20 protein-coding genes are annotated in these 20,389 nt (G+C 62.4%); 11 read left to right on the top strand and 9 right to left on the bottom strand.

The features are described 5' to 3' along the window. The first annotated feature begins 57 nt into the window (after positions 1-57). Positions 58-1,278: an ABC transporter substrate-binding protein gene (locus IVB18_RS31420; RefSeq protein ID WP_247984227.1), complete on the top strand. Its 1,221-nt coding sequence runs from the start codon at positions 58-60 to the stop codon at positions 1,276-1,278. Between the two features lie 213 nt (positions 1,279-1,491). Beyond that, a complete protein-coding gene (locus IVB18_RS31415; RefSeq protein WP_247984226.1) occupies positions 1,492-2,466 on the top strand; it encodes a tripartite tricarboxylate transporter substrate binding protein in 975 nt (324 codons plus the stop codon). Between the two features lies 1 nt (position 2,467). On the opposite strand, the gene IVB18_RS31410 is transcribed toward IVB18_RS31415, so the two are convergent. Continuing rightward, positions 2,468-3,322: a MaoC/PaaZ C-terminal domain-containing protein gene (locus IVB18_RS31410; RefSeq protein WP_247984225.1), complete on the bottom strand. Its 855-nt coding sequence runs from the start codon at positions 3,320-3,322 to the stop codon at positions 2,468-2,470. A gap of 227 nt (positions 3,323-3,549) precedes the next feature. Here IVB18_RS31410 and IVB18_RS31405 point away from each other — a divergent pair, with 227 nt between their 5' ends. After that, positions 3,550-4,740 carry an ABC transporter substrate-binding protein gene (locus IVB18_RS31405; RefSeq protein ID WP_247991776.1) on the top strand — a complete coding sequence of 397 codons (1,191 nt, stop codon included), beginning with the start codon at positions 3,550-3,552 and terminating at the stop codon, positions 4,738-4,740. 14 nt (positions 4,741-4,754) lie between these two features. After that, entirely contained in the window at positions 4,755-5,657 is a 903-nt protein-coding gene (locus tag IVB18_RS31400) for an SDR family oxidoreductase (protein WP_247984224.1), read from the top strand. 47 nt (positions 5,658-5,704) lie between these two features. Here the strand turns inward: IVB18_RS31400 and IVB18_RS31395 are convergent, their stop codons facing one another. Further along, positions 5,705-6,229 (bottom strand): MarR family transcriptional regulator, encoded by a 525-nt coding sequence (locus IVB18_RS31395; RefSeq protein ID WP_247984223.1) that lies wholly within the window; start codon positions 6,227-6,229, stop codon positions 5,705-5,707. Between the two features lie 232 nt (positions 6,230-6,461). Here IVB18_RS31395 and IVB18_RS31390 point away from each other — a divergent pair, with 232 nt between their 5' ends. The 3 genes from IVB18_RS31390 to IVB18_RS31380 all read left to right on the top strand — a co-directional run bounded on the left by IVB18_RS31390 (position 6,462) and on the right by IVB18_RS31380 (position 9,918). Further along, complete coding sequence (locus tag IVB18_RS31390; protein WP_247984222.1) at positions 6,462-7,343, top strand: SDR family oxidoreductase; 882 nt, start codon at positions 6,462-6,464, stop codon at positions 7,341-7,343. 30 nt (positions 7,344-7,373) lie between these two features. Next, positions 7,374-8,174: an enoyl-CoA hydratase-related protein gene (locus IVB18_RS31385; RefSeq protein WP_247984221.1), complete on the top strand. Its 801-nt coding sequence runs from the start codon at positions 7,374-7,376 to the stop codon at positions 8,172-8,174. 118 nt (positions 8,175-8,292) lie between these two features. Beyond that, positions 8,293-9,918, top strand: coding sequence for an AMP-binding protein (locus tag IVB18_RS31380; RefSeq protein ID WP_247984220.1), 1,626 nt, complete (start codon positions 8,293-8,295; stop codon positions 9,916-9,918). A 1-nt stretch (position 9,919) separates the two neighbouring features. Here IVB18_RS31380 and IVB18_RS31375 read toward each other — a convergent pair whose 3' ends face one another. Then, a complete protein-coding gene (locus IVB18_RS31375; protein ID WP_247984219.1) occupies positions 9,920-10,723 on the bottom strand; it encodes an enoyl-CoA hydratase/isomerase family protein in 804 nt (267 codons plus the stop codon). Positions 10,724-10,863: 140 nt separating this feature from the next. Between IVB18_RS31375 and IVB18_RS31370 the strand changes: the two genes are divergently transcribed. Continuing rightward, positions 10,864-11,739, top strand: a complete 876-nt coding sequence (locus IVB18_RS31370) for an SDR family oxidoreductase (RefSeq protein ID WP_247984218.1) — start codon at positions 10,864-10,866, stop codon at positions 11,737-11,739. Between the two features lie 11 nt (positions 11,740-11,750). On the opposite strand, the gene IVB18_RS31365 is transcribed toward IVB18_RS31370, so the two are convergent. Beyond that, positions 11,751-12,764: an NADP-dependent oxidoreductase gene (locus IVB18_RS31365; RefSeq protein ID WP_247984217.1), complete on the bottom strand. Its 1,014-nt coding sequence runs from the start codon at positions 12,762-12,764 to the stop codon at positions 11,751-11,753. Positions 12,765-12,891: 127 nt separating this feature from the next. Between IVB18_RS31365 and IVB18_RS31360 the strand changes: the two genes are divergently transcribed. From IVB18_RS31360 to IVB18_RS31350, 3 genes are read left to right on the top strand one after another with little or no spacing between them, the layout of a single operon-like run. Then, positions 12,892-13,344 carry a MaoC family dehydratase gene (locus tag IVB18_RS31360; protein WP_247984216.1) on the top strand — a complete coding sequence of 151 codons (453 nt, stop codon included), beginning with the start codon at positions 12,892-12,894 and terminating at the stop codon, positions 13,342-13,344. Next, a complete protein-coding gene (locus IVB18_RS31355) occupies positions 13,341-14,222 on the top strand; it encodes a CoA ester lyase (RefSeq protein WP_247984215.1) in 882 nt (293 codons plus the stop codon). The genes IVB18_RS31360 and IVB18_RS31355 overlap by 4 nt, the downstream gene beginning before the upstream one ends. Continuing rightward, positions 14,215-15,399 (top strand): acyl-CoA dehydrogenase family protein, encoded by a 1,185-nt coding sequence (locus tag IVB18_RS31350; protein WP_247984214.1) that lies wholly within the window; start codon positions 14,215-14,217, stop codon positions 15,397-15,399. The genes IVB18_RS31355 and IVB18_RS31350 overlap by 8 nt, the downstream gene beginning before the upstream one ends. Positions 15,400-15,417: 18 nt before the next feature. Here IVB18_RS31350 and IVB18_RS31345 read toward each other — a convergent pair whose 3' ends face one another. From IVB18_RS31345 to IVB18_RS31325, 5 genes are all read right to left on the bottom strand, one after another. Next, positions 15,418-16,563: an acyl-CoA dehydrogenase family protein gene (locus tag IVB18_RS31345; protein WP_247984213.1), complete on the bottom strand. Its 1,146-nt coding sequence runs from the start codon at positions 16,561-16,563 to the stop codon at positions 15,418-15,420. A gap of 24 nt (positions 16,564-16,587) precedes the next feature. Next, positions 16,588-17,517, bottom strand: a complete 930-nt coding sequence (locus IVB18_RS31340; RefSeq protein ID WP_247984212.1) for a 3-keto-5-aminohexanoate cleavage protein — start codon at positions 17,515-17,517, stop codon at positions 16,588-16,590. An 11-nt stretch (positions 17,518-17,528) separates the two neighbouring features. Further along, a complete protein-coding gene (locus IVB18_RS31335) occupies positions 17,529-18,323 on the bottom strand; it encodes an enoyl-CoA hydratase-related protein (RefSeq protein ID WP_247984211.1) in 795 nt (264 codons plus the stop codon). 17 nt (positions 18,324-18,340) lie between these two features. Then, positions 18,341-19,099: an SDR family oxidoreductase gene (locus IVB18_RS31330; RefSeq protein ID WP_247984210.1), complete on the bottom strand. Its 759-nt coding sequence runs from the start codon at positions 19,097-19,099 to the stop codon at positions 18,341-18,343. Positions 19,100-19,164: 65 nt separating this feature from the next. After that, positions 19,165-20,346 (bottom strand): acyl-CoA dehydrogenase family protein, encoded by a 1,182-nt coding sequence (locus tag IVB18_RS31325; protein WP_247984209.1) that lies wholly within the window; start codon positions 20,344-20,346, stop codon positions 19,165-19,167. Between the last annotated feature and the right edge of the window lie 43 nt (positions 20,347-20,389).

Genomic DNA, 20,389 nt, shown 5'->3' with positions numbered 1-20,389 from the left:
GTAGCCACGTTTCGGACTGAGACAGTCGAGTTGAGCGGCAAAGACAGGGAGGCTGGCATGGGTAGGCAATTTTCGCGGCGGCGCGTTCTTGCTGGAGCGGCGGCCACCTTGGTGTTGGGGGAAGCGGGAACTGCTCGCGCCGCGGCGCCAGGTCCGGGTGTGTCGGCCGACGAGATCAAGCTCGGGGCGACGGCCTACTATAGCGGGCCTGCATCCACCGCGGCGGCTTACGGTCAGGCGCAGGTAGCCTATTTCCACATGCTCAACGACCAGGGCGGGATCAACGGTCGCAAAGTCAATCTGATCTCGCTCGACAATGCCTTCAGCCCGTCTAAGGCAATCGAGCAGACGCGCAGGCTCGTCGAGTCCGATGAGGTCTTCGCGATTGCCGGATCGCTGGGAACGCCGACCAATGTGGCAATCCAGAAATACCTCAACGGCAAGGGCGTTCCGAACCTGTTCTTGACGTCCGGAGCGGAGCGATTCAACGATCCCAGGGAGTTTCCCTGGATCATTCCATTCTATCCGATTTACGTCGCGCAAGGGGCGCTGTTCGCCAAATACATTCTTCGCGAACGGCCCGATGCGAGGATCGCCGTACAATATGAGAATGATGATCTGGGCCGTGACTATATCAGAGGGTTGAAACAGGGGCTCGGCGACAAGGCGGCCACCATGATCGTCAAGGAGCTAAGCCACGAATTGTCCGATCCGACCATCGATTCGCAGATCCTGGAGTTAAAGGCGTCAGGTGCGGACGTGCTGCTTCAATTCACGCAGTCGAAATTCGCAGCCCAGGCTATCCGCATGGCGGCCGGCCTCAACTGGCACCCGCTGCATGTCGTTTGCTCGAATGCCGGTTCGATCGGAACGACTTTCATTCCGGCCGGCGCCGAGGCCTCTAAGGGCGTGATCACTGCGACGTGGGAGCGAAATCCGGCGGATCCGGCGCAAGCCGATCATCCAGCGGTGAAGCAATTCAAGATATTTGCCGCAAAATACATGCCGAGCCTTGATCTCAACAACACCGCCGCGCTGCCGGGCTACAACAACGCCCTATATGATAGGGCAGGTGCTTCAGCGCTGCGGCGGCGAACTGACGCGCGAAAACCTGTTGCGGCAGGCGACCACGCTGAGGGGTGTCGTGCCACCCATGTTTATCGACGCGATCGGCGTTTACAATTCGCCGACCGATTATCGCGCGATCCATCATCTCCAGCTCGCGCGTTTCGACGGAACGACGCTGGTACCGCTCGGGGCGCCGGTCTCGCTGCATGATGATCTTGGTTAGATGTCACGAGCGAGAACTCGAAGGTTTCCTGCGAAGCCCACATCAATGTGCCGCGCCGTATCGGGAAACCGGACGTCCAGTCGGCAAACGAACGTTCTCAGAGATAGTATAGTAGGGTACGATCAGAACAAATCGGGTGTGCGCTTCGGAGCGGACCGCGGCGTGGAAGTGTCACCCGTCTTGGGGGCGAAGGAGAATGCATGCGGTTTTGCGTCGCAATCGCACTGTGGCTTGTCGCCGCATTGATCGGAACGGCGGATTGGCGGCAGGCGTCGGCGGAATCCTACCCGTCACGCCGCATCAACCTGATCGTGCCGTTCCCCGCGGGTAGCGCGACGGATGCCGTGACGCGGCGCCTGGCCGAAAGCATTCGTATCAAGACGGGCGTGACGGTCCTGGTCGAGAACAAGCCCGGTGCCGACGGCAATCTTGCCGGGCTCGCGGTATTGAAGGCGGAGGCCGACGGCTACACCGTCTTTGTCACAACGAACTCGACCCAGGCGGCCAACATCAACCTGTTCAACGCGATGCCCTATGATCCCAAGGCGGACTTTGCGCCGGTGGCCGGGATCATGACGATTCCGATGATGCTGGCCGTGAAGCCGGAGTTTCCAGCAAAGACCGTTGCCGAATTCATCGCCCTGGCGAAGTCGCGGCAAAAGCCGCTTTCGTTCGGCAGCGGCAACACGTCGAGTCGGGGCGCGGCAGAACTGTTTCGTTCCCGCGCCGGCATTGAGATGCAGCATGTCCCGTACCGTGGCATGCCGCAGGCGCTGACGGATGTGCTGGCGGGCGAGGTCGATTGCGTGTTCGCCGATCCCGCCAGTGCGCAGGGTCTGATCCAGGATAACCGGCTGCGTGTGCTTGCGGTGACGAGCAGCGAGCGGCTGGCGGGTCTGCCCGATGTCCCGACGCTCGCACAGGCCGGCCTGTCCGGGGCGGAACTGAGCGCCTGGGTCGGGGTCTTCGTACGGTCCGGGACGCCCTCCGATATCGTGGCAAAGCTCAGTCAGGTCGTGCTCGGCTTCGTCAACAACAAGGACACCGCGGCCTATCTGGAGTCCGTCGGCGCCAAGCCGTTTCCAGCAGGCCCCGATGAACTCGGAAAGTTCGAGGAAGCCGACACGCGGCGTTGGGCCGAAATCGTCGAGATTGCGAAGATCGAGAAGAAATAGCTCAATCGCGGAGAGCTATCGTGCCGCGATCAAGCACGATGACATCGCGTTCGGCCACCCGGGAGCGGAAACGGATTTGGCCGCCGATGGTGAAGAACTCCGTGCGGATCGTCTCGCCTGGAAACACCGGACGGCTGAAGCGGACCGACAGCGATCTGAGACGGTCGGGTCTGCCGTTCGCAAGTGTTGCGAGAACCGCACGCGTTGCGATGCCGAGCGTGCACAGGCCGTGCAGGATAGGTCGTTCAAAGCCGGCCTTCGCGGCAGCCTCCGGATCAGCGTGAATCGGATTGTAGTCGCCGCTCAGCCGGTAGATCAGCGCGCTTTGCGGCAGCGTGGCGATGTCCAGGGTTTGCGAGGTCATTTGTTCGGGCAGGGCGCTGGCCTCGGTCGGAACTGTGCCGAAGCTGCCGCAGCCGCCGTCTCCACGCAGGAACAGCACGCTGCGGATGGTTGCCAGCTTCACGCCTGCGATAGCGTCGTTGAGCGTCTTGACGAGGTGAAGAATGGCGCCTTTGCCGGTGCCCTTGTCCGCCACCGCTGCGATCTCGTAGCTGGCCGTGACCGTTCCTTCCGGCGGAATTGGATGATGGATCTCGAAGCTTTGCTCGCCGTGCAGCAGTCTGAGCCAATCGATGCCGAGCTCCGGCCGTTTCGCCCAGAAGCCGGGATGCGCCAGCACGCAGCACATCGAAGGGACCGCGTGCAGGCCAGACTCGTACACGAAATTGAGCTGCGCCGGGTCGAGCGGTTCGGAACCATATCCGAGCCCCAGCGCGTACAGCATGGTGTCACGGCGAGAATAACTATGCGTGACGGGTTCAAAACGGAAATTCTTGACGGCTTCAAGATTCAAGGCGTCCTCCCTGACTCGGCTCAGCACGCATGCCGGCGCGACCGTTCACGATTGCGCCAATGACGGTTGCAAAGATGTTCTATCATATAGTACACAAGTGTACGAAATGGAAGCGGTCGGCGCCGGGTGTGCCGACGGGGAGTGATGCCGTGGTTTGCAGCGCTGGCCGATCGGGCCATTGGACCTTGCGAAGAGTCGGCAGTCGCGGTGTCGCGTGGTCCACCGCGCTGATCCTGGCCGGCGTGCTTGCGACACAAGCTGCGGCCGGCGAGAAGAAATACGGCCCGGGCGTCAGTGACACCGAGATCAGGATCGGCAACACGTCGCCCTATAGCGGTCCGGCCTCCGCCTTCAGCATGGTCGCCAAGACCGAGGAGGCCTACTTCCGCAAGATCAATGCGGAAGGTGGCATCAACGGGCGGCGCATCGTCTTCTTGTCCTATGACGACGCCTATTCGCCGCCCAAGACCGTCGAGCAGACGCGGCGTCTGGTCGAGAGCGACGAGGTTTTGCTGGTCTTCAATGCGTTAGGCACTGCCGCAAACTCGGCCGTCCAGAAATACCTGAATGCCCGGAAGGTACCGCAGCTCTTCGTATCGAGCGGGGCGGCGAAGTGGAACGATCCGCAGAACTTCCCCTGGACGATGGGATTTACCCCGAGCTACGAGACAGAAGGTTTTATCTACGCAAAACATGTGCTGCAGCAGCGTCCCGGTGCGAAGGTCGCGATCCTGTTCCAGAACGATGACTTCGGGAAAGATTATCTCAAGGGGATCAAGCGGGGTCTCGGCGACAAGGCCGCGTCAATGATCGTGGCGGAAGAGGCGTTCGACGTGTCGGAGCCGACCATCGACTCCCATCTGGTCAAGCTGCGATCGACCGGCGCCGACGTATTGTTCGACATTGCGACGCCGAAATTTGCGGCGCAGGCGATCAAGAAAGTGTCGGAACTCGGCTGGAAGCCGCTGCACTTTCTAAGCTACGTCTCGGCCTCCATCGGCAGCGTGATCAAGCCCGCAGGATTTGAGAACGCGCAGGGGCTGATCTCGGCGGCCTACTTCAAGGACCCGAACGATCCGGTATGGAAGGACGATACCGGCTTCAAGGATCTCAGCGGATTCCTGGACGGCTATTTTCCCGGCGCCGACCGCAGCGATACGCTGATCGTGAACGGTTACAACACGGCGCAAGCACTGGTTTACCTCCTCAGGCAATGCGGCGACGATCTCACGCGCGAGAGCGTGATGCGGCATGCCGCCAATCTGAAGGACGTCGAATTGGGCATGCTGCTTCCCGGAATTCGCCTCAACACCTCGCCGCGCGATTTGGCGCCGGTCAAGCAATGGCAGTTGATGCGCTTCGAGGGGACGAATTGGCATCTGTTCGGTGATGTCATGAGCGGCGAAGCGAGGAACTAGAAAGGAGACGAGCAATGGGACAGCTGTGTGCCGGGCGGGTCGCGATCGTGACGGGGGGCGGGCGCGGCCTCGGGCGTGAATACGCGCCGATGCTGGCAGAGCAGGGCGCCAAGGTGGTCGTCAACGACCTCGGCAGCACGGCGGCGGGTGAGGGCGCCGATCTGTCCCCCACCCAGCAGGTCGTCGACGACATCAAGCGCGGCGGCGGCGAAGCCATCGTGAATGGCAATGACGTCAGCGATTGGGCCGGGGCCAAGGCTCTCATCGACGATGCCGTCAATACGTTTGGCCAGCTCGACGTTCTCGTCAACAATGCCGGCATTCTGCGTGACTGCATGATGGTCAACATGACCGAGGCGGAATGGGACGCGGTGATCAAGGTGCACCTCAAGGGCACCTTCGCGCCGTCTCACCATGCCGCGCAATATTGGCGCCAGGAGACCAAGAAGCGTGGCGCGCCGGTCAGCGCCCGCCTGATCAACACCTCGTCGGCATCCGGAATATTCGGCAATGTCGGCCAGTGCAACTACGGAGCCGCCAAGGCGGGCATCGCCGCCTTCACCATCATCAGCGCCATGGAGCTCCGCCAGTACGGTATCACGGCGAATGCGATCGCGCCGCGGGCCCAGACGCGGATGACCGAGGGACTGAGGGAGCGCACCGAGGACGAGATCAAGCGACGAAACCCGCGCTGGGTCGCGCCGATCGTGGTCTGGCTTGCCAGCGAGGAGTCACGGGATGTGACTGGCCGCGTGTTCGAGGCCGGCGACGGGATTCTCAAGGTCGCCGAAGGCTGGCATGCCGGCCCGGGAATCGAACCAGTCGAAGATCCCAGCGAGCTCGGCCCCCAGGTGATGGAACTGATGCAGAAGGCGCGTCCCAACGCTGACATCTGGGGACGCGATATCGTCTCCTAACCCTTCAAGGAACTCCTCCCGGAGTGTACCTCGGCGGGTGGCAGGCCTCAGGCCGCCGCCCGCCGCTTTTTTCGGGGCTTGGAGCGCTGCGCATCTTCCTCCTCGTCCTTTCCGCTCTCGCTCACCGAGCCGTCCGACATGGCGAGGAGGTTGTGCTTCATGGCGAGGAGCGCGTCGGAAGCCGCCTCGAGCTGCTCCCGATCGATCCCGTTGACGATCCTGGCGTTGAACTTGTCGGTTTCCTTGCGGAGCTTCTCCAGGAAGCCGCGCGCCTGCTTGGTGACATAGACGCGCTTGACCCGCCGGTCGACCGGATCGGCCTGGCGGATCACGAAGCCGGACGACTCCAGGCGGTCGATCAGGGCTCCGACGGCGACCTTGCCGACATCGAGCTCGTTGGCGAGCTGCACCTGGGGAAGGCCATCTTTGCGCGAGATGAACGCCAGTACCCACCATTGCGAGCGGGTAATCCCGAGCGGCGCCAGCGCGCGGTCGAACATCATCCTCCTGAGCCGCGACACGTCGTGGATGAGATATCCAAGACGGAGATCCCAATCGGGCAGTTCAACCATTGATGTTTTACCTTGAGACGAGTCGGTAGCAGAGGTTCAAACTAATACCATACACCAGCGTATTTTAAAGGGAAGGCCATGAAATGGGCACGAAACTGCCTCTCCGGTGCCCCGCTCCTGGATCGATTTACAAAAGAAGTACGCTAGTGTATTAATTAGATGGAGCCGCTTGTTCTGTCCTGCAGGGGAAGCGCCAACCGCAACAAAAATCGGTCACAGGAAGGAGCCGCCCATGTTCGACGCCGCCGTGCTCAAGGGAAAGCGCATCCTCATTACGGGCGGGGGGACCGGGCTTGGCAAGGAGATGGCGGTCGGGTTCGCCGCCCATGGCGCCCACGTCTACATCTGCGGGCGGCGCAAGGAAGTGCTCGATCAGGCCGCACAGGAAATTCGCGCGAGATCGGGAGGGCAGGCCACCGCACTGCTCGCCAATGTGCGCGAGCCCGACAGCATCGAAGCGATGATGACCAGCATCTGGGCGGACGGTCCGCTCACCGGCCTCGTCAACAACGCCGCCGCCAACTTCCTGGCGCCGACCGAAAGCTTATCGCCGCGTGGCTATGAGGCGGTCCGGTCGACGGTGATGGATGGCTCGTTCTACACTTCGCTCGCCTGCGGCAAGCGGTGGATTGCCGGGGGGCTGCCCGGCGTGATCATCAGCAATCTCGTGACCTGGGTGTGGACCGGATCGGCCTATGTGGTGCCGGCGGCAATGGCGAAGGCCGCAGTGCACGCCATGACGATGTCGCTCGCGGTTGAATGGGGGCCTAAGAACATTCGTGTCAACGCGATCGCCCCCGGGCCGTTTCCGACCGAGGGGGCCTGGGACAAGCTCAATCCGCTGGCGGAGACCGGTGTCGGCGCGACGCAGGCGGATGACGTGCCGTTGCGCCGTTTCGGCAAGATGGACGAGTTGCGCAATCTCGTGATCTTCCTGATGTCGGACGGCTGCAGCTACATCACCGGCGATACGATCAGCATCGATGGCGGTCATCATCTGGCGGCGCCCAGCACTTTTGCGGGACTCTCGAAACTCTCGCCCGCCGACTGGCAACGTGCGCGCGAGGCCATTCAGGCCTCGGTGCAAAAGGAAAAACAGGCGCGTTCGATCTAGCCGCCTGCTGTCACGAAGGGAGAGACGCCGATGGGACTGGCGATATCGACAAAGAGCTTCGAATGCACCATCGGCGACGGCCTTGCCCATATCGTTCTGAACCAGCCTGAGCGCGGAAATCCGATTGACGGAGATTTTTGTCGCGAGTTCGGCCTGTGCATCGCGGAGCTGAGCGAGCGCGACGACGTGCGGGCGGTCTTGCTCTCGGCGTGCGGTCGGCTGTTCAGCGTCGGCGGCGACCTGATGTCGCTGGTCAAGCAAGAGGACGCGTTGCCAAGGACGATCAAGGCCTGGACGGCCGATCTTCACGCCGCGATCGCAAGGATGGTGCGCATGCGAGCGCCTGTCGTCGCAGCCGTTCACGGCAATGTGGCGGGTGGAAGTGTGTCGCTCATGGCTGCTGCGGACCTGGTGGTGATGGCGGAATCGGCGCGGATCTCGGCTGCTTTTTCCAGGATCGGATTTAGCCCGGACAGCGGGTCGACCACCACGGTCACGCGCCGGATCGGCGTCGCCCGTGCCAGGCGGTTTTTCCTGCTCGGCGAGACGCTTGATGCCAAGGCGGCTCATTCGCTTGGCCTCGTGGACTTCGTCGTTCCGGATGGCGCGGTGCAGTCTGAGGCCTCTCGAATAGCGAAGGAACTCGCCGCCGGCCCGACGGAAGCGTTTGGTGCGATCAAACGGCTGTTTTGCCAGACGCCTGATCGCTCGTTCGAAAGCCAGCTTGAGGAGGAGGCGCAGACGCTCGCCGCAATTTCGCGAACGGCCGATGCGCGTGAGGGCGTCAAGGCCTTCGTCGAGAAGCGGAAGCCGGTGTTTGTCGGGAAGTGACCGCTGGAAGCGACGATCTGGGCCATTGGCAACAGATCGTACTCGTCAATAAGGTACGTCGATATACGAAATAATCCGACAGCGAAGTCGGAAAAGTACAGCAGCGCAGGAGGGACACATGACCGCGGCAGCCGCCAAACTTGACAGGTCTCAAGCCAGCTTTCGCGAAGCCGGCTATTGGCTCGATAAGACCGTCGATCAGCTTCTGGCGGAAGCCGCGGCAAGAGCGCCCGACAAGGTCGCAATGATCGCCGATCGGGCCGATCGCAAACAGGCGTCGTGTTTGACCTACGCGGAATTGGTGAAGCTTGCGGACCGCGCCGCCAGCTCGCTGTTGCGGCTTGGCGTGGGTCGTGGCGACGTCGTCACCGTGCAGTTGCCGAACTGGTGGGAGTTCGTCGTTACCGCTTTTGCATGCAGCAAGATTGGCGCCGTGATGAATCCGGTGATGCCGATCCTGAGGGAGCGCGAGCTGCTCTACATCCTGAACTTTTGTCAGGCAAAGGTCTTCATCGTGCCGAAGAGCTATCGGGGATTCGATTACGCCGCGATGGCGCAGGGCATGCGCGCCGATCTGCCGCACCTCAAGCATGTGATCGTCGCCGACGGCGAGGGCGAGACCAGTTTCGACCGGATGCTGCTGTCGGCCGAAGCCGACAAGCTCCCGGCTGGACTGCGGCCGGATGATACGGCGGTGATGATGTTCACGTCAGGCACCACGGGCGAGCCCAAGGGCGTCATGCACACGTCGAATTCGCTGATTGCCTGCTGCAAGGCGCTGACCGGAAGGTTCGGGCTCGATTCGAGCGATGTGCTGCTGGTGGCGTCGCCCGTAGGGCACATGACGGGTTATGCCGCGATCGTGCTGCTTTCGGTCTACCTCGGCGGGACAATGGTCCTTCAGGATGTCTGGGAAGCGAATCGCGGTGTCAGCCTGATGGCCGGCGAGGGCGTCACCTATACGGCGGCCTCCACGCCGTTCCTCGGCGACATCTGCGATGCGGTGAAGGCTGGCGCGCCGTGGCCGAGGAGCCTTCGCTCGTTCCTGTGTGGCGGCGCGCCAATCCCCTCGGTCCTGATTGAGCGCGCCGCCCGCGAACTCGATCTCAAGGTCTGCTCGCTCTGGGGCATGACGGAGGTACTGTCGGGCACGCTGACGGAGCCTGCGCGCGCGGCCGAGAAATCCGCGACCACGGATGGCAGGTCATTGGAAGGCATGGAGGTCAAGATCGTCGATACCGAGGGCAGGCCGTCGCCGGCAGGAGAGTCGGGACGGCTGTTGGTTCGCGGCGCCCAGATGTTCAAGGGCTACTACAAGCGGCCGGAGTTGCCGACCTTCGATAGCGAAGGCTGGTTTGACTCCGGCGATCTCGCTTACATGGACAAGGATGGCTACATCCGCATTTCGGGCCGCGTGAAGGACATTCTGATCCGGGGCGGGGAGAACGTCCCTGTCGTCGAGCTCGAGAACCTGCTCTACAAGCATCCGGCGGTCTCGGCCGTTGCAGTTGTGGGTTTTCCGGACGCGCGGCTCGGCGAGCGCGGTTGTGCGTTCATCGTTCCCCGCAGCGGGAGCACGATCGACCTGGCGGCGGTGCAGGCCTATCTGGGCGAGGCCAGGATGGCAAAGCAGTTCTGGCCCGAGCGTGTCGAGATCGTGGCCGAGCTTCCGCGCACCGCCAGCGGCAAGATCCAGAAGTTCAAGCTGCGCGAGGCCGCCGCCGCGCTAGCCGACGCAAGGTAGATCACTGGTCGGAATAGGTTGGATCCCGTCGCTCGCGAAATGCGGCCACGGCTTCCGCGTGATCATGCGTCTCCAGAAGGATGACCTGCTGCCGGTCTTCCATCATCAGCGCCGCGTCGAGGCTCGGCGCATCGATTAGCGTGTTCAGCGCCTGCTTCGTCATGCGCAGCCCCATCGGAGAGACCCGCAGCATCTCTTCGGCAAACGAGAGTCCTTTTGCGAGGAGCTCGTCGGCCGGTACGATATCGCTGACCAGTCCAATCGCCTTGGCGCGCTCGGCCTTGAGGAAGCGTCCCGTGAGCAGGAGCTCCGAAGTCACGGAGAGGCCGACCAAGCGTGGCAACAGGTAGCCCGAGCCCATGTCGCAGCCGCCGACGCCGATGCGGATATAGGCCGCGTTCATTCGTGCGTCCGGTGCTGCGAAGCGGACGTCGCAGGCGAGCAGGAATGAGAAGCCGGCGCCGCACGCGGCGCCATGGACGAGACCGATGATCGGCTGCGGACATGATCGCATCAGGCGGATCACGCCGGAGTAGTTCTGCTGCATCTTGAGTTGGCGCTGCGGCCGTCCCTTGCCGGGCGCGGCGAACGCATCCGATCCAAGCTCGGCTCCGGCGGAGAATTGAGTTCCGTTGCCGCGCAGGATCACGACCCGCGTCGCGGGCCGATCGTGCAATCCGGAAAAATATGCGGTCAGTTCCGCGATCATGTCGGGCGACACGGCGTTGAGCTCGGCCGGACGGTTCAACGTCAGGATATCGATCGCGCCACGGGCTTCGACGGTGATGCTGTTCGGTTGCGTCACGGATGCGCTCCCATCGTTCATGTCCTTGATGGCATATAGTAATAAAGTGTACGATCATCGGGCGCAATGCTTGTCGTCGTTTTCTGTCGCAGGACAGGAGGCTGCAACAGCCAGCGAGAAGATCTTCAGGGAGCCATGAGATGCCATATCAGTCCGTGTTTAGACCGGACCTGTTCAGGGGCCAGACGATCATTGTGACCGGCGGCGGCAGTGGCATCGGGCGCTGCACGGCGCACGAGCTCGCGGCCCTCGGCGCGAACGTGGCGATCATCGGCAGGACGATGGAGAAGCTGATCGAGGTTCAGCGCGAGATCGAGGAGGATGGCGGGCAGGCGATGAGCCATGCCTGCGACATCCGCGAGGAGTCCATGGTGATCGGCGCCGTCGACGCGGTGCTCGCGAAATTCGGCCGCATCGACGGCCTAGTCAATAATGCGGGCGGGCAATTTCGTGCACCGCTGAAGGCGATCTCGACCAAGGGATTCGAGGCCGTTGTGCGCAACAATCTGACTGGCGGCTTCATCTTCATGCGCGAAGTCTATAACCGCTGGATGGAGGCGAATGGCGGCGCGATCGTGAATATCATCGCCGACATCTGGCACGGCTGGCCGGAGTTCGGCCACTCGGCCGCAGCACGGGGCGGCATGCTGACCTTGACGGAGACGGCTGCTTGCGAATGGTCGGCGTCGGGTGTGCGCGTGAATGCAGTCGCTCCGGGCGGTATCGTGTCGAGCGGCTTCGACACCTACTCGCCGGAAATGCAGAAGAAGCTCCACGACTTCACCGAGCGCGTGCCGCTGCAGCGCTTCGGTACGGAAGCGGAGATATCGGCGGCAATCGCGTATCTGTTGTCACCGGCAGCCGCCTATATCACCGGCTCCTGCATTCGCGTCGATGGAGGAACGCCCAATGCCCGCACCACCTGGAAGCTCGAGCCGCACAGCCGCAGCGTGCCGTTCGAGGGCTTCCATCGCGTGAAACTGCCCGAGGTGATGAAAGGCAAGGCCCGCGCCTAGCGGGTCGGTTCTCAATCCACCGCGACGATCAGCTTGCCGTGATTGTCGCCACGGTAAAGCTGCGCGATGGCGCCGGGCGCGTGTTCCAGGCCCAGCAGGATCTCCTCATCATGGACGATCTTGCCGGCAAGCGCGAGCTCCGCGAGGTGCGCCGCCGCAGTTTCGAACTCGGCGAGATGATCGAAGATGATGAAGCCGGACCAACGCAGGCGCCGGGTGAGGATTTCACGTTCGGGGCGCGGGCCTGACGGGACGGGGGTCCAGGATGCGTTCGCCGCTGTGCCGCATTGGATCACGCGCCCGCGCAACCGCATGGTCCGGATGGCGGCATCGGCGATGGGGCCACCGGTATTGTCGAAGAAAATGTCGTTACCGTCTGGACATGCCGTGCGGATGGCCGCGCCCAGGTCGGTTGCCTCGCGGTAGTTGATCATGTCCTGATAGCCGTACCGCGCTTTTGCCAGCGCGGCCTTGTCGGCGGAACTGGTCAGCCCGACCGCACGGCAACCTGCGATCCGCGCAAGCTGGCCGACAAAGCTTCCGACGCTGCCGGCTGCGGTCGACACCAGCACATGCTCGCCGGATTTGGGATCGCCCAGGCCGTGAAGGGCGAGATAGGCGGTGATGCCGTTCATGCCGAGCACGCTGAGATTCGCGCTGAGCGGCAGGCGCGAAGGAACGACGCGGCGCAGGACCGTGTCCGGCGTCGTGACGCAGTAGCGCTGCCAGCCAAACCATCCGTAGACATGCTCGCCTGCTCGAAACTCCGCTACATTGCTCTCGAGGATTTCGCCGACCGCGAGCGCACGCATCGGCGTATCGAGCGGCACCGGTGCGCTGTAGTTCCCTTCGTCGTTGGCCCATCCGCGCTGCGCAGGATCGACCGAAAGATAGTGATTTTGGACCAGGATCTCGCCCTTGCCAGATGCAGCGACAGGCTCGGTGACCAGCGAAAAATGTTCCGCCTGCGGTATCCCATTCGGCCGCGCCACGAGCCGCACCTGCCGGTTTTCACGTGGGGACATGAGCGCTCCTCATAAGTAGTACGCTTGTGTACGATATGACTATACGGTAGAACGCAGGTAGGAGACAAGGACGTCCTGGCGGCTTCGGCCGCAGGACGACCTGCAAGATAAAACAAGAGGCAACCAGATGGCGGGGCTCTTCTTCGAGCAGTTTACGGTCGGGCAGACATTCGTCCACGAGATCCGACGCACCGTGACCGACATGGACAACATCCTGTTCTCGTCGCTGACCTACAATCCGGCGGCGGTGCATATCGACCACGACTATGCCAAGGGGACCGAGTTCGGAAAGCCCCTGATGAATTCGATATTCACGCTCGGCCTGATCATCGGTCTGTCGGTCCAGGACACGACGCTGGGTACCACCGTCGGCAATCTCGGCATGGAAGACACGCGATTCCCGCGCCCGGTGTTTGCCGGCGACACGCTGCGCGCTGAGACCAAGGTCGTCGCGGTCAGGGAGAGCAAGTCGCGTCCGACGCAGGGCATCGTCACTTTCGAACATCGCGGCTTCAATCAGCGCGACGAAGAGGTGGTCTACTGTCGCAGGAATGGATTGATGATGCGGAGGCCGGCATGAAACTACGTTCGCTCCTCTTCGTACCAGCCGATAGTGAACGCAAATTCGCCAAGGCAGGTGGCATCGGTGCCGATGCGCTGATCCTCGATCTCGAGGACTCCGTTGCGCCCAGTCGAAAGGCCTTTGCCCGTGATGCCGTCAAGGCGTTGCTGGGCGGAGGGACGAGGAATTGGTCGTTCCTGGTCCGCATCAACCCGTTTGGCACGGGGTTGACGCTGGAAGATCTGGCCGCCGTGGTTCGTCCGGGCCTCGACGGCATCCTGATTCCCAAGGTCAACGGCATCGAGGATGTCGATCTCGTCTCGCATTATGTCGATGTGCTGGAGGTCGCGACTGGCGTCGCGCCTGGTCACGTCAAGCTGCTGGTCGTGGCAACCGAGACGCCGGCCGCGATGATCGGCTTCAACGGCTATGCGCGCAAGAACAAGCGCTTAGCGGCGATGACCTGGGGCGGCGAAGATTTGAGTGCAGCGCTTGGCGCGCTGACGCCGCGAGAAGCCGATGGAAGCTGGACCTTTCCCTATCAGGTGGCGCGTGCGCAGTGCCTGTTTGCCGCGGGCGCTGCCAATGCTGCGGCGCTCGAAACGCTGTACGTCGATTTCAGGGATCAGCAGGGGCTGGCTGAGAGCTGCAAGATCGCGCGACGGGACGGATTTGTCGGCCGAATCGCGATCCACCCTGATCAGGTCGCAACCATCAATGCATGCTTCACGCCGTCGAGCGCTGATATCGAACATGCGCGCCAAGTCGTGGCTGCGTTCGCGGCGAATCCGGATGTCGGCACCGTCGGGATCGACGGAAAGATGTACGACATGCCGCATCTGGTCGCGGCGCGACGAACCTTGGCGTCGATCGGGGAAGGCATCTCTCATGGATAGGTCGTTCGCCAACCAGCTCGATGTGTCGGACGATCATGCCGCGATCCGTGAAGGCGTTCGTGCCGTCGTCTCGCGTTTCGACGACGAGTACTGGCTTGCCCGCGACGAGGACGGCGAGTTTCCGCGCGCGTTCCACCGTGCCATGGCGGATGCCGGCTGGCTCGGCATCACCATGCCAGAGGAATATGGTGGCTCCGGGCTTGGCGTCACCGAGGCCGCGATCATGATGCATGAGGTGGCAAGTCATGGCGGCGGCATGACGTCGGCATCCGCCGTTCATATCAACCTGTTCGGGCCGCACCCGATCGTGGTCAAGGGAACAGACGACCAGAAGCGGCGCTGGGTGCCGCGACTCGTCTCGGGCGAGGACCAGTGCTGCTTCGGCTTTACCGAGCCGGATGCGGGGTTGAACACCACGCGCATCAAGACCTTTGCCGAGAAGGTACCGGGCGGCTACCGCGTCCATGGACAGAAGGTCTGGACGTCGACGGCGCAGGTCGCCAACAAGATCATGCTGCTGACCCGGACGACCAAGTACGAGGACTGCAAGCGACCGACCGACGGCATCACCATTTTCTATACCGACCTCGATCGTTCGAAAATCGAGGTACGGCGAATTCCGAAGATGGGCCGCAAGGCGGTAGATTCTAACGCCATCTTTATCGACGGTCTGTTCATTCCCGAAGAGGACAGGATTGGAGAGGAAGGCAAGGGCTTTTCCTACATTCTCCATAGCCTGAATCCCGAGAGAATCCTGATCGCCGTCGAAGCGATCGGGATCGGTCAGGATGCGCTGCGCCGCGCAACGCGCTATGCGCGGGAACGTGTCGTATTCGATCGTCCGATCGGCCAGAACCAGGCGATTCAGCATCCCCTGGCCGAGAAGTGGATGTATCTGGAGGCGGCCTGGCAGATGGCCATGCGCGCGGCCTGGCTCTACGACAACGGCAAGCCGTGCGGTGCCGAAGCCAATAGCGCAAAATTTCTTGGCGCCCGCGCCGGGCACGACGCGGCCTGGCAGGCGATCATGACCCATGGCGGCTTCGGCTATGCCAAGGAGTACCATGTCGAGCGGTTGTTCCGCGAAGTCTCGATCACGCGACTTGCGCCAATCACCGAACAGCTCATTCTCTGCTTCATTGCCGAGAAGGTGCTCGATCTACCGAAGAGCTACTGACGCGCGTTGCCGTGCGCATCAGAGGTTGCGCGAGATCAACTCGCGCATGATCTCCGACGTGCCGCCATAGATGCGCAGCACCCGCGCATCGGCGAACAGCCGACAAATTTCGTACTCGCGCATAAAACCGTAGCCGCCGAAGAATTGCAGGCACTGGTCGACGAGACGCCCGTGCATTTCCGTGACCCAGAGCTTCGCGGTCGACGCAGCATAAGTGGACAGCTCACCGCGCATGTGTTGGCTCAGGCACTGATCGACATAGGCCCAGCCGACCTGGAGGTCGGACTTCAGATCGGCCAGCTTGAAGCGCGTGTTCTGATAGGTTCCGATCGTCTGTCCAAAAGCCTTGCGCTCCTGGACGTATGTCTTGGTGATGTCGAAGGCCTTCTGCGCCGACGCAATCGAGTGAAGGGCGATCGTCAATCGCTCTTGGGGCAACTCACTCATCAGTGCCGCCATTGCGCCGCCTTCCGAGCCCAGCAGGTTCGTCACGGGAACGCGGACCTGGTCTAGGAACAGCTCTGACGTATCGGAAGACAGATGACCGAGCTTGTCGAGATTGCGACCGTGACGGAAACCGGGGCGATCAGTCTCGACCAGGATGAGGCTCATGCCGCGCGATCCGCCGTCCGGATTGGTCCGGGTGACCGCGATGACGAGGTCACACATCTGGCCGTTCGAGATGAAGGTCTTCTGGCCGGAGATGACGTACTCGTCTCCCTCACGGACGGCCCGCGTGCGGATGCCCTGGAGATCGCTGCCGGTTCCGGGCTCCGTCATCGCGATCGCGCAGACGGCCTCGCCGGCGACCATGCGCGGAAGCCACTTCTTCTTCTGTTCCTCACTACCGTAGCTCAGGAGATAGCCGCAGCAGACGTCGTTGTGGACCGAAAAGTCGGTTGCCGGACCCGCGAAGCCCGAATAGGCGAGTTCTTCGATCACGACGGCGTTGTGGCGGAAATCGCCTCCGATGCCGCCATATTGCTCGGGCACCTGCGGGCAGAGCAGGCCGGCCTGACCAGCCGCCGGCCAGAGGGCACGGTCGATGATTCCAGCCTTTTCCCATTCTTGGAAGCGCGGTTCGATCTTCGCCGCGGCAAAGCGGCGGACGCTCTCGCGCAGGATTGAGTGCTCTTCGTCGTAGACCTGGCGATTTTGCAGCATGTGTCTGACCGTAAAGTTGGAAGGCTAGAATGCGACCTTGTCGCCACCTTTGAGCTGCAGGATTTCACGTGCCGCGTCGGGGCTCGCGATTTCGAGCCCGAGGCCTTCGATGATCTTGCGGACTTGCGTCACCTGGGCCGCATTGGTTTCGGCGAGGCGGCCCGCGCCGAGCCACAGGCTATCCTCCAGCCCAACCCGGACATTACCGCCCATTGACGCCGCCATCGCGGCAACCGGCATCTGCGCGCGGCCGGCGCCGAGCACCGACCAGCGGTAGTCGCCGCCGAACAGCCGGTCGGCCGTCCGCTTCATGTGTATGACATCGTCCGGATGTGAGCCGATGCCGCCGAGCAGCCCGAAGCAGGTCTGGATGAAGAGGGGAGCCTTGACCAGACCTTCGGTCCAGAAATAGTGCAGGTTATAGAGGTGGCTGGTGTCGTAGCACTCGAACTCGTAGCGCGCGCCGGAGCCGTTCAGCGTCTCCAGCGCGTAGCGGATGTCCTTGAACGAGTTGCGGAAGACGAGATCATGGGAACCCTCGAGCATTTGCGGCTCCCAGTCGTGCTTGAAGCTCTTGTAGCGCTTCAGCATCGGAAACAGGCCGAAATTCATCGACCCCATGTTAAGGCTTGCGACCTCCGGCTTCCAGGTCGCTGCCGGACGGACGCGCTCCTCCACCGTCATGTAGGGCGAGCCGCCGGTGGTCAGGTTCACGACGACGTTGGAGCTTTGCTTGATGACGCGCAGGAAGGGCTCGAAGGCTTCCGGCGATTGATCCGGCCTGCCGTCGACCGGATTGCGGGCGTGCAGATGCACGATCGCAGCTCCTGCCGCGGCGGCGCCAAGCGCGGACTCCGCGATCTCCGCCGGCGTCACCGGCAGATGCGGTGACATCGATGGCGTGTGGATCGATCCGGTGACCGCGCAGGAGATGATGACCTTGTGCGACGCCATGGCTTGGCTACTCAGCGCGTGAATTTGTGGAAGTCCGGATCGCGCTTCTCGTTGAACGCTGCGACGCCTTCCTTCGATTCCTCCGTGTCGTAGAATAGCTTGACCGCGTGAAGGGCGAAGTTGCTGATGCCGCGGATATTGTCGGAATCGGCGTTGAAGGAGCGCTTGGCGAGCGCAATGGCCGTCGGCGACCGCTGGGCAAGCTTGTCGGTCCAGTCCTTGACGGCCGCATCGAGCTGCGCCATGGGCACGACTTTGTTGACGAGGCCCATCTCGCGGGCCTGCTCCGCTGTGTAGCGCTCGTTGAGAAACCAGATCTCGCGGGCTTTCTTGTCGCCGACATGGCGGGCCAGAAAAGCCGTGCCCCAGCCGGCATCAACCGAACCAACCTTGGGCCCGACCTGGCCGAATTGCGCATGATCGGCCGCAATGGTCAGATCGCAAAGCGTTGCGAGCACGTTGCCGCCGCCGATCGCAAAGCCGTTGACGCGTGCGATCACCGGCTTCGGCACATCGCGGATCAAGCCCTGGATCTCGTCGATCGGTAATCCGACCACGCCGCGGCCGTCATACTGGCCTTCATGCGCGGATTGATCGCCGCCGGTGCAGAACGCCTTCTCGCCGGCGCCGGTGAGCACGATGCTCGCGACCTGCCGGTCGTTGGCGGCAAGCTGGAAGGCGTGGATGAGTTCTTCCAACGTCTGGCCGCGGAACGCGTTGTAGACCTTGGGCCGGTTGATGATGATCCATGCCGCGCGGTCGCGGACTTCATAGATGACGTCGGTGAATTGCTTGGGGTCGGTCATGGCAGGTCCTCGCACGATTAGATCATGTTCATTCCGCCGGAGACGGAAATGGTTTGTCCGGTGATGAATTTGCCATCGTCGGAAGCAAGCATTGCGACGATCCCGCCGTAATCGTCGGGCTCGCCCATCCGCTTGAGCGGAATGCCCCGGACCATGGCGTCCTTCCATTTCACGGCGTGCTCGCCTTCGCCCAGGACCGCCGCCATCATCGGCGTGTTGGTGGGACCAGGGCAGACGGCGTTGAGCAGCACGTTCTTGCGCGCGAGCTCGCGGGCCAGCGACTTGGTGAAGGAGATCAGCCCGCCCTTGCAGGCGGAATAGACAGCTTCGTCGCTGGTGCCGACGCGTGCCGCATCGGAAGCGATATTGACGATGCGGCCGCCGCCGCGCTCGGCCATCAACGGCGCAATCGCCTTGTGGGTGTTGAGCGGTCCATAGAGGTTGATGCGGATGATCTTGTCCCAGAGATCCTTGTCGGTCTTCAGGAACGGCATCGGGCGGTCCCAGCCGGCATTGTTGACCAGGAGCCAGATCGGCCCGAGCTCGGCTTCGACCTTGCCAACCGCCGTCTCAACGGAAGCGGCATCTCCGACGTCGACCGCGTAGGTCTTGATGACGGCCTGCGGCGCGAGCTTTGCGGTGTCCTCACCGCCTTGCGGATTGATGTCGAAGATCGCGATCTTGCAGCCTTCTTCCGCCAGCCGCAGTGTCAATCCCCGTCCAATGCCCTGTCCGCCGCCTGTGACGACGGCAACTTTTCCCGATAGGCCTTTCAACGCTGATCTCCCTTGTCGCTTGTTTTTTAGGCAGGCATCCTTCGATGTCTCGAAGGAGGGGCGGGCTATGAGGCCGACCCGTTCTTCTGAAGGTCAAACCCGCGCTGAGAATACATCTGCCGCGCGATGATCGTCTTCATGATCTCGATCGAGCCTCCGGCGATCTTCACCACCCGCGCATCGGCATAAGCCCTGGCGATCGGGTACTCCCACATATAGCCCCAGCCGCCGAACAGCTGCAGGCACTCGTCGACCGTTTCGCAATGCAGCTCGGATGTAAACATCTTGGCCATCGCCGCGTCGACAGGGTCGAGTTTGCCTTCCATGAACAGCGCGATGCACTTGTCGGTGAAGACGCGGGCAACGGTCGCCTTGGTCTTGAGCTCGGCGAGCTTGAACTGGGTGTTCTGGAAATCGGCGAGCTTCTGGCCGAAGGCGCTGCGTTCGGCGGTATATTGCAGCGTCCAGTCGATCACGGTCTCGGTGACGGTCGCCGAGCGGATGGCCTGCGCCAGCCGTTCCTGCGATAGCTTGGTCATCATCTGTGCAAAGCCCCTGCCTTCCGCGCCGAGCATGTTGCTGGCGGGAATGCGGACATTGTCGAAGAACAGCTCGGAGGTATCTTGCGCCCTCATGCCGAGCTTTTCCAGATTTCGGCCGCGCTTGAAACCATCCCGGTTGCTCTCGACGATGAACAGCGTGACGCCCTTGGCGCCGGCCTGGCTGTCGGTCTTGGTCGCCAGCACAACGAAGTCGCAAAGCTGGCCGTTGGAAATGAAGACCTTCTGGCCGTTGATGACGAAATCATCGCCATCACGTGTTGCGCGGGTCCGGATCGCCTTGAGATCGCTGCCGGCATGCGGTTCCGTCATGCCGAGCGAGCCGATCGCTTCGCCGGATACCATCTTGGGGAGCCATTTGCGCTTCTGCGCCTCGCTGCCGAACGACAGCAGGTAGGTGGCGACGAGGTCGGTATGGATCAGGAAGCCGGGGCCGCTGGCGCCGGCGCGCCAGAGTTCCTCGAACACGACGACGTCGAAGAGGTAATCGAGGCCCATGCCGCCATATTCCTCGGGCACGGTGCAGCACAAGAGGCCGGCGGCGCCCGCCTTCAGCCAGAGGTCGCGCGGAACAATGCCGTCCTCTTCCCATTGGGCGTGGAAGGGCACGATCTCGCGATCGACGAAGCGACGCACCGTCTGCCGGAAAATCTCATGTTCTTCGCGAAAGATCGTGCGCTCGATCATTGTCAAAACGCGTCCTGTCTGATTTAGTTTGCTAGTGTACAGT

The sequence above is a fragment of the Bradyrhizobium sp. 186 genome (assembly GCF_023101685.1).
GTDB lineage: Bacteria > Pseudomonadota > Alphaproteobacteria > Rhizobiales > Xanthobacteraceae > Bradyrhizobium.
Note: the sequence above shows the minus strand (reverse complement) of the source record. Positions and strands in the feature narration are given on the sequence as shown.

Coding starts and splice junctions, on each gene's coding strand:
- IVB18_RS31420 (WP_247984227.1), top strand. CDS start 58: ATGGGTAGGCAATTTTCGCGGCGGCGCGTTCTTGCTGGAGCGGCGGCC.
- IVB18_RS31345 (WP_247984213.1), bottom strand. CDS start 16,563: ATGCTGCAAAATCGCCAGGTCTACGACGAAGAGCACTCAATCCTGCGC.
- IVB18_RS31350 (WP_247984214.1), top strand. CDS start 14,215: ATGGATAGGTCGTTCGCCAACCAGCTCGATGTGTCGGACGATCATGCC.
- IVB18_RS31340 (WP_247984212.1), bottom strand. CDS start 17,517: ATGGCGTCGCACAAGGTCATCATCTCCTGCGCGGTCACCGGATCGATC.
- IVB18_RS31325 (WP_247984209.1), bottom strand. CDS start 20,346: ATGATCGAGCGCACGATCTTTCGCGAAGAACATGAGATTTTCCGGCAG.
- IVB18_RS31380 (WP_247984220.1), top strand. CDS start 8,293: ATGACCGCGGCAGCCGCCAAACTTGACAGGTCTCAAGCCAGCTTTCGC.
- IVB18_RS31385 (WP_247984221.1), top strand. CDS start 7,374: ATGGGACTGGCGATATCGACAAAGAGCTTCGAATGCACCATCGGCGAC.
- IVB18_RS31335 (WP_247984211.1), bottom strand. CDS start 18,323: ATGACCGACCCCAAGCAATTCACCGACGTCATCTATGAAGTCCGCGAC.
- IVB18_RS31360 (WP_247984216.1), top strand. CDS start 12,892: ATGGCGGGGCTCTTCTTCGAGCAGTTTACGGTCGGGCAGACATTCGTC.
- IVB18_RS31415 (WP_247984226.1), top strand. CDS start 1,492: ATGCGGTTTTGCGTCGCAATCGCACTGTGGCTTGTCGCCGCATTGATC.
- IVB18_RS31355 (WP_247984215.1), top strand. CDS start 13,341: ATGAAACTACGTTCGCTCCTCTTCGTACCAGCCGATAGTGAACGCAAA.
- IVB18_RS31400 (WP_247984224.1), top strand. CDS start 4,755: ATGGGACAGCTGTGTGCCGGGCGGGTCGCGATCGTGACGGGGGGCGGG.
- IVB18_RS31395 (WP_247984223.1), bottom strand. CDS start 6,229: ATGGTTGAACTGCCCGATTGGGATCTCCGTCTTGGATATCTCATCCAC.
- IVB18_RS31370 (WP_247984218.1), top strand. CDS start 10,864: ATGCCATATCAGTCCGTGTTTAGACCGGACCTGTTCAGGGGCCAGACG.
- IVB18_RS31365 (WP_247984217.1), bottom strand. CDS start 12,764: ATGTCCCCACGTGAAAACCGGCAGGTGCGGCTCGTGGCGCGGCCGAAT.
- IVB18_RS31390 (WP_247984222.1), top strand. CDS start 6,462: ATGTTCGACGCCGCCGTGCTCAAGGGAAAGCGCATCCTCATTACGGGC.